11 protein-coding genes are annotated in these 15,626 nt (G+C 60.2%); 1 reads left to right on the plus strand and 10 read right to left on the minus strand.

Annotated elements, in window-relative coordinates:
- Positions 1–195 precede the first annotated feature (195 nt).
- Both leuS and GDJ93_RS05880 read right to left on the minus strand, forming a co-directional pair.
- Positions 196–2,772 carry a leucine--tRNA ligase gene (gene leuS / locus GDJ93_RS05875; RefSeq protein WP_152068091.1) on the minus strand — a complete coding sequence of 859 codons (2,577 nt, stop codon included), beginning with the start codon at positions 2,770–2,772 and terminating at the stop codon, positions 196–198.
- Positions 2,773–3,145: 373 nt separating this feature from the next.
- Positions 3,146–4,657 (minus strand): IMP dehydrogenase, encoded by a 1,512-nt coding sequence (locus GDJ93_RS05880; protein ID WP_152068092.1) that lies wholly within the window; start codon positions 4,655–4,657, stop codon positions 3,146–3,148.
- A 193-nt stretch (positions 4,658–4,850) separates the two neighbouring features.
- Between GDJ93_RS05880 and GDJ93_RS05885 the strand changes: the two genes are divergently transcribed.
- On the plus strand, positions 4,851–5,195 hold the full coding sequence (locus tag GDJ93_RS05885; RefSeq protein WP_138341302.1) for a winged helix-turn-helix domain-containing protein: 345 nt from the start codon (positions 4,851–4,853) through the stop codon (positions 5,193–5,195).
- Positions 5,196–5,328: 133 nt separating this feature from the next.
- On the opposite strand, the gene GDJ93_RS05890 is transcribed toward GDJ93_RS05885, so the two are convergent.
- From GDJ93_RS05890 to pelG, 8 genes are all read right to left on the minus strand, one after another.
- Positions 5,329–6,321, minus strand: a complete 993-nt coding sequence (locus GDJ93_RS05890) for a PLP-dependent transferase (protein WP_193221466.1) — start codon at positions 6,319–6,321, stop codon at positions 5,329–5,331.
- Between the two features lie 96 nt (positions 6,322–6,417).
- Positions 6,418–7,959 (minus strand): glycoside hydrolase family 32 protein, encoded by a 1,542-nt coding sequence (locus tag GDJ93_RS05895; protein WP_152068094.1) that lies wholly within the window; start codon positions 7,957–7,959, stop codon positions 6,418–6,420.
- A 106-nt stretch (positions 7,960–8,065) separates the two neighbouring features.
- On the minus strand, positions 8,066–9,466 hold the full coding sequence (locus GDJ93_RS05900; protein WP_152068095.1) for a PTS transporter subunit EIIC: 1,401 nt from the start codon (positions 9,464–9,466) through the stop codon (positions 8,066–8,068).
- A 184-nt stretch (positions 9,467–9,650) separates the two neighbouring features.
- Positions 9,651–10,622, minus strand: a complete 972-nt coding sequence (locus tag GDJ93_RS05905) for a LacI family DNA-binding transcriptional regulator (protein ID WP_226812499.1) — start codon at positions 10,620–10,622, stop codon at positions 9,651–9,653.
- 251 nt (positions 10,623–10,873) lie between these two features.
- Complete coding sequence (locus GDJ93_RS05910) at positions 10,874–11,539, minus strand: DUF4956 domain-containing protein (protein WP_152068097.1); 666 nt, start codon at positions 11,537–11,539, stop codon at positions 10,874–10,876.
- A gap of 3 nt (positions 11,540–11,542) precedes the next feature.
- Positions 11,543–12,334 (minus strand): polyphosphate polymerase domain-containing protein, encoded by a 792-nt coding sequence (locus GDJ93_RS05915; protein ID WP_152068098.1) that lies wholly within the window; start codon positions 12,332–12,334, stop codon positions 11,543–11,545.
- The gene (locus tag GDJ93_RS05920; protein WP_152068099.1) at positions 12,321–14,090 is read right to left on the minus strand and encodes a CotH kinase family protein; all 1,770 of its coding nucleotides are present in this window, start codon (positions 14,088–14,090) and stop codon (positions 12,321–12,323) included. Before GDJ93_RS05920 ends, GDJ93_RS05915 begins: the two co-directional genes overlap by 14 nt.
- The gene (gene pelG, locus GDJ93_RS05925) at positions 14,080–15,624 is read right to left on the minus strand and encodes an exopolysaccharide Pel transporter PelG (RefSeq protein WP_152068100.1); all 1,545 of its coding nucleotides are present in this window, start codon (positions 15,622–15,624) and stop codon (positions 14,080–14,082) included. The genes GDJ93_RS05920 and pelG overlap by 11 nt, the downstream gene beginning before the upstream one ends.
- Between the last annotated feature and the right edge of the window lie 2 nt (positions 15,625–15,626).

The following is a 15,626-nucleotide window of genomic DNA, read 5'->3' on the forward strand; positions in this document are numbered from 1 at the left end:
TTCATTTGCAAGCAAACTATACCAATAGCTGCGGAAACGTGCAAGCACAGTACGAATCTGCAGGTCAGCGTGCGCACAGCTTCTCCACAAGAATAGGACAATTGACCGAAGGCACCTAGGCAGGTACATGCAAAACGAGGGACGACCCAACCGGATCGCCCCTCGTCTTTTATGTGTCAGCTAAGCGCGCAGCGCTTACTTGACCACCAGGTTGACCAGCTTGCCGGGCACGCAGATGGCCTTGACGACCGTCTTGCCGTCGAGCCACTTGGCGACGGCGGCCTCGGCGGCAGCCTGCATATCCTCATTGGAGGCATCGCGGGCAACGTCGACGCGGCCGCGGACCTTGCCGAGCACCTGGACCACGATCTGCACCGTGTCCTCAACGGACTCGGCCAGGTCGAACTCGGGCCAGGCGGCGGTGTAGGCGTTGCCCTCGCAGCCGAGCGCCTCGTGCCACAGCTCGTCGGCCCAAAACGGGCAGATGGGGGCAAGGACGCTCACGATATCCTTAGCCACGCCGTAGCACAGCGCCTTGTCACGGGAAGCGCCCTCGGTGGCGTTGAGGTAGGCGCTCGCCGCGTTGACGAGCTCCATGACGGCCGAGATGGCGGTGTTGAACTGGCCGCGGTCGAAGTCCTCGGTGCACTTGGCGATGGTGCGGTGACGCTCGCGATAGAGCTTCATCGCAACCTCATCGAGCTCGGACTTGTCGAAGGCCACGTTGGCATCGCCGGACTGGACGAGCTGCCAAACGATACGCCAGGCGCGCTTGATAAAGCGGTTGGCGCCCTCGACGGCCTTGGGATCCCAGTCGAAGTCCTTCTCGGGCGGGGCGATAAACAGGATCGCCAGACGCATGGTGTCGGCACCGTAGGGCTCGATGACCGAGCTCGGGGGCACGACGTTCCCCTTGGACTTGGACATGGTGTCGCCGTTCTCGTCCTTGACCATGCCCTGGCACAGCAGGTTGGTGAAGGGCTCGTCCACGCTCAGCAGGCCAAGGTCGCGCAGGGCCTTGGTAAAGAAGCGGCTGTAGAGCAGGTGCAGAATGGCGTGCTCGATGCCGCCGATGTAGTTATCGACGGGCATCCAACGGTCGGCGGCCTCACGGGAGAAGGGCAGCTCGGTGTTGTGCGGATCGGTATAGCGCAGGTAATACCAGCTGGAGCAGGTGAAGGTGTCCATGGTATCGGTCTCGCGCTTGGCCGGGCGGCCGCAGACCGGGCAGGTGGTCTCGTAGAACTCCTTGCACTCGGCGAGGGTCTCGCCGGCGCCCAGGTCCAGGTTCTCGGGCAGCGTCACCGGCAGCTGATCCTCGGGCACGGGCACGATGCCGCAATGCTCGCAGTGGATGGCCGGGATGGGGTTGCCCCAATAGCGCTGGCGGGAAATGAGCCAGTCGCGGAGACGGAACTCGACCTTGCGACGACCGCAGCCCATGGCCTCGAGGTCGGCCACGATGGCAGCCTCGCCCTCGGAGTGCTTGCCGCCGCGCATACCGGTGTACTTGCCGGACTGGACGAGCGTGCCCTCGGCAGCGTGGGCGCAATCCCAGTCGACGGTCTCGGCATGGAAGGTATCGATGGTCTCGCCGCTGGCCTCGACGGCAGCACGGTCATCGTCATCCAGGATGATCGGCACGATGGGCAGATCATACTTGCGGGCGAACTCAAAATCACGCTGGTCGCCGCAGGGAACGGCCATGACGGCGCCGGTGCCGTAGTCGGCAACGACATAATCGGCAACCCACACGGGGACCTTCTCGCCGTTGACGGGGTTCACCACATAGCGGCCCGTGAAGGCACCGTGCTTCTCGAGGGTGCCCTGGGCACGCTCGACGGCAGAGATGTGCTTGGAGTCCTCGACGATCTTGGTGACGGCCTCCTCGTACTCCGTGCCCTCGACGAGCTCGTGCAGGCCGGCGTACTCGGGAGCCAGGACAAAGAAGGAGACGCCAAAAAGGGTATCGGCACGCGTGGTGAAGACGGTGATCTTGCCCTCATCGCCCTCGATGGGCTCGCCATCCTGGTCGCACAGGGTAAAGTCGACCTCGGCGCCCTCGGAGCGACCGATCCAGTTGGCCTGCATCTGCTTGACGCGCTCGGGCCAACCGGGGAGCTTCTCCAGGTCGTCGAGCAGTTCCTGGGAGTACTCGGTGATCTTGAAGTACCACTGCTCAAGGTCGCGCTTCTCGGGCTCGGTGCCACAACGCCAGCACTTGCCCTCGGTGACCTGCTCGTTGGCCAGAACGGTCTTGCAGTTAGGACACCAGTTGACCGGGTTCTTCTTGCGGTAGACCAGGCCCTTTTCCCACAGCTTCTCAAAGATCCACTGACCCCAGCGGTAGTAGTCGGGGCTGCAGGTCTTGACCATGCGATCCAGATCGTAGGAGAAGCCCATGCGCTTCATCGTGGCGAGCGCCTGGTCCATATTCTTATACGTCCAGGCGGCAGCCTGCGTATTGTGCTTAATAGCGGCGTTCTCGGCAGGCAGGCCAAAGGCGTCAAAGCCGATGGGGTGCAGCACGTCGTAGCCGCGCATGCGGGCCTGACGGGCCATGGCATCGCCGATGGTATAGTTGCGCGCGTGGCCCATGTGCAGGTCGCCCGACGGATACGGGAACATCTCGAGCACATACTTTTTGGGCTTGCTGTCGTCGGTGTCGACGGCAAAGAGGTTGGAATCCTCCCAGGCCTTCATCCACTTGGACTCAATGGCCTGCGCGTCGTAGGCAGGGATCTCGTCCTTATGATCTGTGCAATCGCACATATCAGCTCCTTTGTTAGCTGGGTTGGGGCGGGGCGTTCTTACCTTTACTCGCTGCTGCGGACAGTCCTGCTCGCACGAAGAGCACATTAAGTGCTCTTCGGCTCGTGCGGAACTTGCAGCGAGCAAAGGTAAGAACGCCCCGCCACATCGTTAACTCGCATGATGATAGCAAATACAACAAGCGAGATGCCTGCGACTTGCAGGCATCTCGCTTTATCTAAATAACGTGGTTGTGAATCAACCGCTAATTGTTACCCGCCCAGGCATGATCGGGTTTTCCAAGTGCCGCAGATTGCCGTGAAAGAGGGGCGACGCGTACTTTGGTACGCGAGCGACGGTTTGAACGGCAAGGTGCGGTGCTTGGGAAAGCCGCTTAGCGGTAGCTGACGCTTTGCTGGGAGTCCTTGACCACTACGTCGTGGGCGCCGCCTTCGACGATTGAGGTCGAGCTCACCAGGGTCAGGCGTGCCTTTTCCTGGAGCTCAGGAATTGAGAGGGCGCCGCAGTTGCACATCGTGGACTTGACCTTATAGAGCGTGCCGCCCACGCCGTCCTTGAGGGAACCGGCGTAGGGAACGTAGGAGTCGACGCCCTCGACGAAGCTGAGCTTCGCGGCGCCACCCAGATCGTAGCGCTGCCAGTTGCGGGCACGCGCGGAACCCTCGCCCCAGTACTCCTTCATGTACTGGCCGTTCACGTTAACGCGCTCGGTCGGGCTCTCGTCAAAGCGGGCGAAGTAGCGGCCCAGCATCATAAAGTCGGCACCCATGGCAAGGGCGAGCGTCATGTGGTAGTCGTAGACGATACCGCCGTCGGAGCACACGGGCACGTAGACGCCGGTCTCCTCGTAGTACTCGTCGCGAGCGCGGCAGACGTCGATCAGCGCGGTGGCCTGGCCACGGCCGATGCCCTTGGTCTCGCGGGTGATGCAGATGGAACCGCCGCCGATACCGACCTTGATGAAGTCGGCACCGCAATCGGCAAGGAAGCGGAAGCCCTCGGCGTCGACGACGTTACCGGCTCCGACCTTGACGTCCTCGCCGTAGTTGGCGCGAATCCACTCGATGGTGCGCTTCTGCCACTCGCTGAAGCCCTCGGAGGAGTCGATGCACAGGACATCGGCACCGGCCTCGATGAGCAGCGGCACGCGCTCGGCATAGTCGCGGGTGTTGATACCGGCGCCGACCATGTAGCGCTTGTCGTTATCGAGCAGCTCGTTAGGGTTGGTCTTGTGGCTGTCGTAGTCCTTGCGGAAGACGATGCCCATCAGGTGATCGTAGTCGTCGACGATGGGCAGGGCGTTGAGCTTGTTGTCCCAGATGACGTCATTGGCAACCTTGAGGCTGATGTTCTTGTCGCCCACGATGAGCTGCTCACGCGGGGTCATGAACTCGGAAACCTTCGTCTGGTGGTCATCGCGACTGGGGCGATAGTCGCGGCTGGTGACGATGCCCAGGAGCTTACCCTTGGGAGTGCCGTCGTCGGTGACCGGCATGGTGGAGTGACCGGTCTTCTCCTTGAGCTCGATGACCTGCTCCATGGTCATGTCGGGGGTCAGCGTGGAATCGGACTGAACGAAGCCGGCCTTGTGATCCTTGACGGCCTTGACCATAGCGGCCTCGGACTCGGCGCTCTGGGAACCGTAAATGAAGGACAGGCCACCCTCGGTAGCGAGCGCGACACCCATGTCGACGCCCGAGACGGACTGCATGATGGCGGAAACCATGGGGATGTTCAGGGTGATTGCCGGCTTCTCACCGCGCTTAAAGCGGGTTAGCGGCGTCTTAAGAGAGACGTTGTTGGGAATGCACTGCGAGGACGAGTAACCAGGAACCAGCAGATACTCCGAAAACGTGTGGGACTCACCGGGAAAGAACGTAGCCATGTTTCTCCTTTTTCCATGCGACCGGTCGGCTGCAGGCCTCGTAGGACCCAGCCCAACCTTGGGCGCCCAATACTGGGGAAGTATCTTAACGCACTTTGACTGCTACAATGCATGATTTAAGAAGAGCACACGAGGGTTTGACGCATGCTTTGCGTTTGCCCAGCAAACACTTTAGCGGGGAGACGTGGAGCGTATGGAGTACAAGACGACGGCAAAGTTGGTCATTCAAGCGTGCGACAAGGATTTGCCGGGCGTGTTTGGTCATGGCTGCGTCTTGCTGCTGCAGGGCATCGCCCGCGAGCACTCGCTCAACCGCGCCGCCAAGAGCATGGGCATGGCGTATTCCAAGGCCTGGCGCATTGTGAACGAGGCCGAAGGACAGCTGGGCTGCAAGCTCATCGAGCGCGACGGAGCCCGCGGATCCACCCTCACCCCCGCCGGCGAGCGAGCCATAGCGGCCTACGAGGAGCTGCAGACCGACATCAACCAAGTAATTGCCGCAAAGGCCAACGACCTCATCGCCAGCATAAAAGAATAGCCAATTTAGGACGGGGCCTTATAGCCACACAACCCCTTCTCATAAGTTGCGGTGAAATAGGGACTGTTTATGCGGTTAAAGCCGTAAATCAATCCCTATTTCACCGCAGCTTATGAAGTCGAGGATGATTTAGCTAGTTGCGGAGGGCATTATCTAGGGTGGCGGCCACGATCAAGGGGTCGTCGGTGCCGGCGAAGAGGCGGATGGTGCTCCCCTGCTTGCCGCGTGGGGCCGAAAGGCGCGTCGCTGCGCCGCCGGCGGGCGATGTGCGGAACTCCCCTGACAAAGCATCGAACAGCTCCCCTGCGCTAAGCTCGATAAGATCAAATTCAACTGCCGGGCCAAAGCCGTGCTCGAGGATTCCCGTTGCAACCGCATGATCAGGATGCGAGCTCAGTCCGGGATAGCGCACGCTGCGCACCATCTCGTTGGCGGCCAGATACTCGGCTAGCGCACGGGCGCGATCGAAATGCGCCTGCATGCGGACATCGAGCGAGTTCAGCCCGCGCTCCAGTACACCGGCCTCGTCAGCAGGCATATCAAGCTTGGCCAAGCCACAGCCCTCAAGCAGGGCATGCGCGCACTCAGCCGCGGCATCCACGCGATGGCGCTTGAGCTGCGAGCGCGCGACCGATACGGCAACCAACTTGCGCGGAGCCTTGCCGGCGCACACGCGGTCGAGCGCCTCGAGCGACAGCACGGCACCCAAACGCAGCGGATCGCAGCCAAAAGCCGACGCCACCGTGTTATCCACCACAAACAGTGCATGGGCCACGCGAGCCGCGCGGCCAAGAGCGCGAAGGTCGGGCACACGCAGACCAAGCTCGCCGATGGAGTTGACGAACCACCACAGGTGCGGACCCTCGGCATCAAACGAAGCATCAAAACCCTCGGACGCAGCGGCAAACGCCTCGGCGGACGGCGAGCCCACCAGCGCGACATCGCAGCCGTCAAATCCGCTCGCAAACGCATCGGCAAAGTCGTCCGCAAAGGCAACCAGACGATCGCCGGGACACACAATCCCCAGCTGCGACAGCGCTGCTGGCACATGCGAGGCCGCAAGCAACCGCGCCTCACGCGCGCCGGCTCTCAAAGCCCAAGCCTCTTCTAGCTGTTGCACGTCCACGCGGCACCGTCCCTTCATAAGCAAAAACCCACGATGCGGATGTTTCCCGCATCGTGGGCAACGGCTGCAGTATAGCGCCGATATGCGACGAAGCGCCTAGATGTTGAGCGTGTGATAGCTTACGCTCGCACCCGGAGCGCCAACGGTCACGCCATAGGCCTCGGGATAGATGCGCGTCGAAAACACGAGCGCGCCATCATTCACAAACACCTCGACCGACGAGACATCGCCAACAATGCGCACGTTGCGCACCTCATCGACGGGCTCCCAGCGCACGGTACGACCGCAGCCGGCAGAAGCGCGACCCTCATCGGCAAATCGCATCTCAAAGCGCGAGGGCAGTTCGCCCCCGGCGGGCACAAACGCCAGCTTCAGCTCGCCGTCAACGGTCGCGGTGAACGCGCCGTCGACACCGTCGACAACAACGTCAAAGCAGGCGTCGCCGGCGACCTCCAACGAGCCCTCCCCCACACGCACCGAGGCATAATGGTGCTCAATCTCGCGCGCCGGCTGTTGCAGCACCACGCCGCCAACACCGGCTGTAAGCTCACGCGGCACCGTCATACAGTGCTGCCAGCCGCACGCCACGGTGGGCGCGTTGCCATAGGTCGGTTCATCGGGCATGCCCATCCAGCCGATCAGAATGTGGCGACCGTCCTCGGCCGTGAACTCCTGCGGAGCATAGAAGTCAAAACCGGCGTCCCACAGGCGGAACTCGCCCAGCTCATAAGCGTTATTGCCGCCCGTAATGTCACCCGTTACAGGCATATAGCCAGCGGCATACACATTACCGCGGTCCCAACGACCACCTTCGAGCCCCTGGGGCGAGAAGGACAGCCACTTCGCCGGTACACCGCCATCCGACTCAAGCTCAAGGTATCCCGGGCACTCCCACATAAAGCCAAAGCGCTCGGGCGTAGACACACGGCTCTCGAGCTCCCAGCTCAGCATATCGGCCGAACCGTACACCAGGATCTCGCCCACATCGCGCCCGGCACCCTCGCCGTGCATGGCGCAAAATCGACTATCGACATGCGGCCCGTCCACACGACGACGCGCGCCCAGCACCATGTGGTAACGTCCATCATCATCGCGCCACACCTTGGGGTCACGCACGTGGCAGGTCAAATCCTCGGGATAATCCTCGGACGCCAGCACCACGCGCTTTTGGCTGAACTCCCGACCGGCAAGGCCATCAACGCTCTCGACATAAACAGTATCGGCGCGGCGGCCGGTATTGACGTAGTCGTACGTGCCGTCCGCATCGGAAAGCTTAACGTTGCCCGTATAGAGCACGCGAATGCGACCGTCCTCGGCAAGCGCGGAGCCCGAGTACACGCCATGGCAGTCGAACGGCTCGTCGGGAAGCAGCGGCGCGCCAACATATTCCCAGTTCATAAGGTCGCGGCTTGTCGCATGACCCCAGGCCTTAACGCCGCCCTCGACATCAAACGGCGCATACTGAAAATAGGCATGGAACACGCCGCCCGCCTGGCAAAGACCGTTGGGGTCGTTGAGCCAGCCAGCCGGTGGCATAATGTGGAAGCGCTGGCCATACGCGCCATGACCGCACTCAGAGGCGGCGGCGTCAACAGCGGCAACCAGCTTTGCAAGGTCGCGGCCAAGTGCATTAGACATATCAAAGTCCTAACGGATCGAAAGTAACAAGGCGCCAGAGATCGGCACCAGATACGGGAAACGCCCGCGAGTATATAACCCGCGGGCACCCCTCAATCAAAAGCTCTTAGGCCTGCTCGGAAGCCTTGGGCTCGTCCTTGTACAGGACAAACGAGACGGCAAAGGAAACCAGCGCGGCGACCGCAAACATGATCGCGTACTGCACGGGCTGGGCCAGGCACAGCAGGATACCGAAGATGCCGGTAACGCCGGTGCCGGAAGCAGCAAGCGAGGTGAGTGCGCAGACCAGGGCACCGCAACCGCCGCCGATGCAGCCGGCGATGAAGGGCTTAAAGAAGCGCAGGTTCACACCAAAGATGGCAGGCTCGGTAATGCCCATGAAGGCGGACAGGGCCGAAGGAAGCGCCAGGCCCTTGATCTTGGCATCGCGGGTCTTAAAGGCAACGGCGAGCGCGGCGCCACCCTGGGCGATGTTGGCGGCACTGGCGATGGGCAGCCAATAGGTCACACCGTACTGGGCAAGCTGACCCAGGTCGATGGCGGTGTACATCTGGTGGATACCGGTAACGACCGTGGGGGCATAGAACAGGCCGACGATAAAGGAACCGATGCCGAAGGGCAGGGTCAGCAGGGCCTGGATCAGACCGAGGATGGCGTTCTCGGCCCAGACAAAGATGGGGCCGACGGCAACGAGCGTCACGAGCACGGTCACGAACACCGAAACGAGCGGAGTCACAAAGAGGTCGAACATCTCGGGAACGATCTTGTGCAGGCGCTTCTCGAGGAAGGCCAGAATGGCGCAGGCGATAACGATGGGGATCACATGGCCCTGATAGCCGACCCACTCAAAGCTGTACACACCGGGAATGACGGTAACCATGGTCTGAACGCCCTCGGAAGCAACCGTGTAGGCGCTCTGCAGCGAGGAGTTGATGAATGCACCACCGACGACAGCGCCCAGATACGGGTTGGCGCCAAAGGCCTTAGCGGCGGAGTAACCGATCAGGATCTGCAGAATGCCAAAGGACGTGCCCGAGACCAAGTCGGCGATCTTATAAATAAAGTTATTGGTGTCGAGCGCGATAAAGCCGTTGGAGGCCATGAAGTTGAGGGCGCTCATAATGCCCAGCAGCAGGCCCGAAGCCACGATGGCGGGGATGATGGGAACAAAGACGTCGCCGAGCACCTTAATGGCACGCATAAAGATGTTCTGCTGCTGAGCCGCGGCCTCCTTTACCTCGGCCTTGGTGGCAGCCTCGACGCCGCTGAGCGCGATGAACTCTTCGTAGACCTTGTTGACGGTGCCAGTGCCAAAAATAATCTGGAACTGGCCCTGGGCCTCAAAGACGCCCTTGGCGCCATCGACATTCTCGATGGCCTCCTTGTTAACCTTGGAATTATCGGCAATCACCAGGCGTAGACGCGTGGCGCAGTGTGCGGCCGAAACAACGTTGTCGGCGCCACCGACGTTGTCGAGCACCTCTTGGGCTGATTTGCGGTAGTCCATAACTTCCCTTTCCTCCAACGGGCGCATGTGCACCCGGCCATCTTTGACACATACACTGTAATCGTTTTCAGTTTGATATGACTGTAATCGTTTTCATAGTAGGGTGAACGGTAGGAAAAAGCCGGCGAAAGGTAGTTTTGAAGCAAAAACAGGGGTCTCAGAGGCAGGCAGACGTGCCCAAGGCCTAGACATTCATGAGCTGATGCCCAAGTTTGAGCGTCTTGAGACCGCTCTCCCCCTCCTCGCCATCGAGCGTGTTGAGCAACATATTGGTCGCCTCGACGCCACTGGTCAGGTAGCCATAATGCACGGTGGGAATGCCGCCCGTCAGCGCACGCAAAAATGCGTTGTCGCCGAAACCGCTCACGCGACGCACGCCCTCGCCCATGCCGCGCGCCTCGTCAAAAGCGCGCAGGGCGCCGGCCGCCATAGTGTCGGTCGCGCACGCGATAAACGAAACATCGGGATCGACGGAGAGCAGTTCGCGCGCAGCGCGATAGCCCGAGTCGAGCGTAAATGACCCCTGGCGAATCAGGCTCGGATCAAGCACCGCGCCCGCGGCGCGCAAGCCGGCCTCAAAACCGCGACGACGGTCGAAACCGGCCGCGCGGTCCTCATCCGTAACTCCGATGTAGGCAATCTTGCCATCCACGCGACCCGCAAGCGCATGGCCCAGCTCAAAGGCGGCCTCGTAATCGTCGTGATACACGCACGCCGCGCCCTCGACATGTTGGCCGATCAGCACAATGGGCACGCGGCACGACTCAATCGCCCGACGGTGCTCGTCGGTGATCATGGTTGCCACCAGCACAATGCCATCAACCGGGTGGTTTTGGAATAAATCGAGGTACTCGAGCTCGCGATCGGCCGCGTTGTCGGTATTGGCAAGGAGCATCTGGTAGCCACGACGACCGAGCACCTGGCCAATACCGGCGGTAATGCGGCTCACAGATTCCGAGTTGATCTTAGGTACGATGACGCCGATGAGCTTGGTGGAGCCGGTGCGCAGCGCACGGGCCTGGCTGGACCGCACGTATCCGGTCAGCTCGATCGCCTTCTTAATGCGCTCGGCCTTGTCCGCCGAGATATATCCACCGTTGAGGTAGCGAGAGACGGCGGCGCTCGAAACGCCGGCCAGCTCGGCCACATCTTTCATCTTTACCACGAGCACCCCTGTCATTGAAATCGCTTTCACCATGATACCTGTTCGTTCCGGCGTTCTAACGAACGCCGGACTGCTCGACGCTGTGCGGGCATCTGCCGGGCGATCTGCCGCTCAAACCGTCGCTCGCGTACATGAAGTACGCGTCGCTCCTCTTTCGTGGCACCTCGCCACGGCAGCTACCCGCTCGCTGACGTATGCTCGACCAGGAGCGCCCCTCTTTGTACAATCTGCTCGTTAGGGTCCTACCCGTGGTACTCGCCGTTGTACTGGATGAGCGTGAGGTCCTCAACGCCGTCGAGCGCGCGAATGGCGTCAGCATAGGGCATATCCACACCATCCGAGAACACCTCGGCGGCCATTTCGACCTTGTCGCCGCGCATAGTCTTGGACTTAACGGTGAACTTGGTGCGCCCAAATGCACGCACGATATCGTCGCCGGCGGTCTGGCCCGTGTAGTGAATGACCATCATGTACACGCGCGCCTTGTCCTGGTGGCTCGCAAAGCCGGCAATCATCACCACGATCACCACCGCCGTGAGCCCCACGAGCGCATACATGCCGGCACCTGCCGTAATGCCCGTGGTAATGGCCCAAAACAGATACAGCAGGTCGAGCGGGTCCTTGACCGCCGTACGGTAGCGGACGATGGACAGAGCACCGACCATACCGAGCGAGATGACCACGTTGGTCGAGATCGCGAGCGTGACCATGCAGGTGAGCACGCACATGCCCACGAGCGTCACGGCAAAGCTGCGCGAATACACCACGCCGGTAAAAAAGCGCTTGTACACGTAATAGATCAGGATGCCCATGGCGAGCGCCACGAGCAGCGAAAGGCCAATCTTGGCAGGGTCGACCTGGCCAAACGCCTCCAAGACGGAGTTCTTAAAAAAGTCCCTGGTGCTCATGGTCTAAATATCCCCTCGGTTCTCAAAATCCGATTCCCAGTAATTAAATCCGCGCAGGTAGGCGGTCTTGTCGTAGCACAGGCAGTACTTGGAGACCGCCGTAAGCTCGGCCGCGCCCGGCGGCACCAAATCGCGCACCAGCTGCGGGCAAAACTCCGTAAACTTGACCTCCATCACCAGCTTGCCGGGCTCCAGGACCGGCAGCGCGGGCAGCGTCGCGTCAAAGATATCGAAGCTTCCCACCGCGGCACGCACGTTCATGTCAAACGTAATGCGCACGGTGCCCTCATCCATCACCCACGGCTCGCGCTCGTAGTCCACAATGGTCCGCGGGCGCATCATGTTGCAGATGCACTCGATGTAGAACTCGCGACAGAGCGGATAGGGGCTCCTCAGCAAAAAGCCGTAGTCGCCAGCCAAAATCTGCTCAAACTCGCCGCGAGTAAGCGGCGCGTCCTCCTTGTGGATCCAGCTGCCGTACTTCTTTTTGCGCTCGAGCTTAATCACCTTGTCGCTGCCGTTATAGATGCGCACGCGATACTTTTTGCGCATGAGAATGCCGGCGTCTTTTTCCTCGTAGGCCGAGTTGCAGTAGTCGTCAAAATACAGGCTGCGAATGGTGTAACCACCCGCCCGCGCATGCTTGTCCAGTTTAAAAACCGGCGCCATGCGACAGGCAAGCGCGGCGTGCTCGCCCTCGTTAATGAGATATTTGAGCTCGTGGCGGTAACGCTCCTGCGTGGTACGCACAGGCGGAGCCGCCAAGCGCTCAAGCAGCGCGCTAGCCCTCCTCATACGTGTCCTCCACGACCTCACCGCCGTCTTGCACGTAAAAACACTTCATGCCGTAGTGCTTGCCGTCGTCAGTCACATAGTAGTCAAACGCATCTTGCGTAAAGCCGTCGGAGTTGGTGGCACGCACGCGCACAAAATACTGGCCGGCATCGGGCGCATCGCAGGTCACCTCGGGAAGCAGCACGTCCTCGGCCTTAAAGACAACGTCGCTTATGGCATAGTCGCGCGCAAGCTCTACAGTGTAGCGAATGTCGCGCGCCTTAAAGTCGTAGGACGCATCCCAGTTAATGCGCAGCTTACCGTTATCGATCTGCGGCACGCCGATGTAGAACGGCATGGGCTTTTTAAAACTCTCGCGAAAGCTCTTGTAGTTCTCCTCGATCTCGGAGGGAATCGCCGCGGCGATCTGCTCGTATTGGTCCTTGGTGACAGGCAGATTGTCGATATCGGGCGAAGCAAAGACCAGGGATTCAGTCACCTCGCGGTAGTGCTTGATCATCTTGGTCAGGCGCGTCTCGGTCAAATACGTACGCAGGTCCTTGACGGCACGGTCGAGTTCGCTGCGGAACGACTTGCTGCGCAACGCGCGGTTAAACAGCACGTTACCCCAGTAGTTGCTTGCGCCGCGCTCCCAGCTCGCGTAGTCCGAAAACCCGGTAAGAGAAAGCTCCAGCTTACGCAGCATGCCGTCGTTGTCCCAATCCAAAAAGTACCAGGTATTTGAGTTGAGCGGGCTGTACAGATAACAGTTGCGGTTCTGCGTATCGCAGTTGCCCGTAAGGATCTGAAACGCCAGCCAATAGACCAGATTCTCGGAATCAAAGTAAGTGTCGAGCACGTCATCGATCTTTTGTGATTCGTCGTTGAGCGCATCGAGCATCTCGATGAGCTTGGTGTGGTCCGAATCGCCCTTAATCTCGAGCATGCCCTCAAAGTTTGCCTGGTTGTAGTCGGGGTCGTCAGCAAGCTTAATGGTGTCCTCGTAGCGATGGAAATCGAAGTTGTTCACCTTGTACAGATGCCCATTCTTATCCAGACCATGTGCCTTAAGCGCCGTCTTGTTGAGCTGCTCCACCTGCGTAAACAGGCCGTAGTCCTCAAAGGTGTCGTTGGACTTTTCGGTCTGGTCGCACACCCACAGATGCACAAACTGCGTGCGCAGACCCATCATCTGGGGAATTCCACGGATAAGGTCGTAGGCCATCTTGTTGCGAAAACGCATACCCTCGCCCATGTGCTTGTTGAGCGCAATCGCGCGCTGTTGGCGCCAGGTACCCTTGCCCTTTTTGAGCTCCACCTTGTAATTCTTTTGCGAGTTCATGCTCGATGTCTGACCTCGCACCTGCACGGTAGCATTGGGCGCTTCCTCGCCATAGCCAACCTCGCCGGCCACTGGGCCGTCTTCGTCGCCCGGCTGCAGCAGGCCCATAACCTGATAGCGCGTCACGCCCATGTCGGCATAGTCATACACCGAGTACGTGTTGATCTCGGCCCAACTGTGGTCGGTGTTCTCGGAGCTGTTGCCGCGCGAGACCGTCAGATACATGGTCACAATAGCCGAGTCGTCGTAGACCTCGTACAGCTCATCTTTATCGCGTAGATGCTTGGTACCGTCCGAGGACTCGGCCTTTTTAATCTTGTCCTGCTTTTTGACCTTTTTAGTCGAGGATTCGTCCTGAAACGAACAGCCCGAAAGCAACAGCGCGCCAGCAGCCGCCTCGATCAGGCAGCGGCGAGACATCAACTTATCGATCATCAGAACCTCCCCAATATTTGCGATACGCGCGAACTACCGCGCGCTCAAACGCGCCGTGCGGCACGCCCTTATGGCGACGTTCCTCATAGCGCTGTTCGGCACGGTCGAGCATGCGGCCCAGCTGTGTAAAGCGACCCGTTTTGTCTGTCGCCACAATGGGCTGCTGGCTCAGGATACGATACGGCAAGTTGGCGGTATAGGTATCGAGCCGCAGCAGCGCCACGATAAAAAACACCGCTGCACCCAACAAAAAGCCAAAGCCGTAAAACTGCTGCGGTAAGAGCAGAGAAACGGCAGTCGCCAGCCCGGCCACACCGGCAAACAGCCCCGAGGCCAGCACAGCCCCCTTGTAGTCGGTAAAGTACAGCAAGATGAGCAACACCGTATTGCCCACGGCATACAAGCCGTAGCCCACGCACAACGTTCGAAAATACCCGTGCATCAGGTTGTTAAAGCCCAACGGTAGGGCCGAGAGCACCGTGGTCTCGAGCGAAATGACCGCCGCGGTCACAAACAGCTGCTTGAGCGCGCAAAACCGTAGTTCTCGGTTGAGCGTGGCAAGCATTTCCTCCTCGGCCACCACAATGTCGCCCACCACGCCACCGTCGTTGAACAGGCTGTAGTAGTCGCGGTAGCGCGGATAAAAGTTGACCTCGACCGAGACCACAAAGTTGACGGACGTGACCAGGATCGTCAAAAACGCGATGAGCGCCGGCACATCGTGGTAGGGCGCACCATAAAACAAGCCCTTGACCTGTACGCCAATGGGACCGGCCCAAATTATCACCAAATGCGCAAAGAGGCCCAGGTTGGTGAACAAGCCCGTGAGCGCCAACGGCATAAACTGATCAAGCCACCGCAAAAAGAGCCAGGGGCTGCGGTCGCTCTGCGGAAAATACCGGTACAGCAGCACCACGTCCCAGGCGAGCATGACGCCGTAGCCCAGAGCAATTGACGCCAAAAGGCCCTCGACCGGCGGCAGACCCAGCGCCAGCGCGGCCAGGGCGCACAGGCACGCCACGCCAATGGCAGCCGCAAAGCTGCACAGGATACCGCGGTAATCCTTGATGGCCGTGAGGTAACTCATGCCGTTCCAGTTGACGATCATAATGTTGAACAGCCACAGGCACAGCAGCCCCTGCAGCAGCGTGGCGCCCGAGAACAGCAAAAAGACGCCGTAGAGCACCGTGCCCGCAACGAGCATAATGGCGTTGGAGCCCCAAAACGAAGGTAGGATCTCATCCTCGCGCTCGGCATAAAGCATATCGGCCAAAAAACGCGTGACCGACATGGAGAAAAAGCTCGTGAGCGTAAGCGAGGCCAGCAGCGTATAGGTCACCATGCACACCAGCAGATCCTGGTTGGCACGGCCCACACCCCACAGACCGCACAGCACCAAGATACCCACCTGGAGCAGAACGCCCAACAGCATGGGACCCGTGCACACAATGCCAGCGTAGCCGTAAGCGCGCATCGTGGCAAACAGGCCCTTGCGCCTAAACAGGCGCTTGAGCTCAAAACCGATTCCGGCCACCG

This window comes from Collinsella aerofaciens (assembly GCF_902501475.1).
Taxonomy (GTDB): domain Bacteria; phylum Actinomycetota; class Coriobacteriia; order Coriobacteriales; family Coriobacteriaceae; genus Collinsella; species Collinsella aerofaciens_AL.